The organism is Xenorhabdus szentirmaii DSM 16338, from assembly GCF_002632585.1.
GTDB lineage: Bacteria > Pseudomonadota > Gammaproteobacteria > Enterobacterales > Enterobacteriaceae > Xenorhabdus > Xenorhabdus szentirmaii.
The window spans coordinates 1-833 of record NZ_NIBV01000034.1 but is presented as its reverse complement, the minus strand read 5'-3'; the positions used below and the strand labels follow the sequence as shown (position 1 = coordinate 833).

The window sequence follows — 833 nt, the reverse complement described above, 5'->3', positions numbered from 1 at the left end:
TCAAAACGCAGTTGCCGTAAATCCGGCCGACAGGGAATGGCGGCCACCGCCGCCTGCGTCAGCCCTTTGGATAACCGGTGCACCACAGCCCACCAAACCGGCACTGCCGCCGTTTGATTATTCAGGCTGGATATCACCGGCGCATAACCGCTGTTCTCCGGTGTGCCGGGTGTCCAGGTGCCACAACTTTTGGTTCGGGCGGTATCATACTGGAGGGTGCTGAAGCTGACATTGACCAGCGGCACGCAGCAAAACACCATAACGAAAAACGCACTGTAGAGCGCATTTTCAATCCGGGCCAGTGACTGCAATCCATTGGGGCCTTCTTCTTCGCCGCATTCCCGCACTTTCAGCCAAATGGCCATCACTTTGACCACTAACGGCAGGGTAAACAACCCCGTCGCTATCAGAATGTGCCACAGACCATTGTTCACCACCCAGCCGAGCAGGGTCAGGAAATATTCCAGATAACTGTTCGTGGTCATGGCACACTTCCCTGACTGGCTGACAGGGCGTATTCACCCAGCAGGATAAACAGCCCGCTGACCCCCATCATCCGCCTCAGCATTGTGCGGTATTCCGCCTGATGTTTCACTCTTTGCCCGATTTTCCGGCCGACCCAGAGCAGCCCGCTGTAAAGGCTTAATCGCCACAACAGCCAAAGCGATTGATACCTTGCCAGCCAGCGATTCAGGGCAGACAGGGTTTCGGGATAATTCATCCCTGCCCAGCCGGCAGTTAACGTCACCACCATCGCCAACGCGATAATCAGTGATAATCCGATGCCTCGTTTTAATCTTGCACGTTTTTTTGCCATCGTCGAACTTACCTGC

General features: G+C 55.1%; 2 protein-coding genes. Both read right to left on the bottom strand.

Going from position 1 to position 833, the window contains the following annotated elements; all coding sequences use genetic code 11:
* The coding region (locus Xsze_RS21505) for a conjugal transfer protein TraG N-terminal domain-containing protein (RefSeq protein WP_143707622.1) at positions 1–485 on the bottom strand (485 nt) is incomplete at its 3' end.
* Positions 482–833 (bottom strand): hypothetical protein (locus Xsze_RS21500; RefSeq protein WP_422645808.1); only part of this gene is annotated, 352 nt, incomplete at its 5' end. The genes Xsze_RS21505 and Xsze_RS21500, both read right to left, overlap by 4 nt.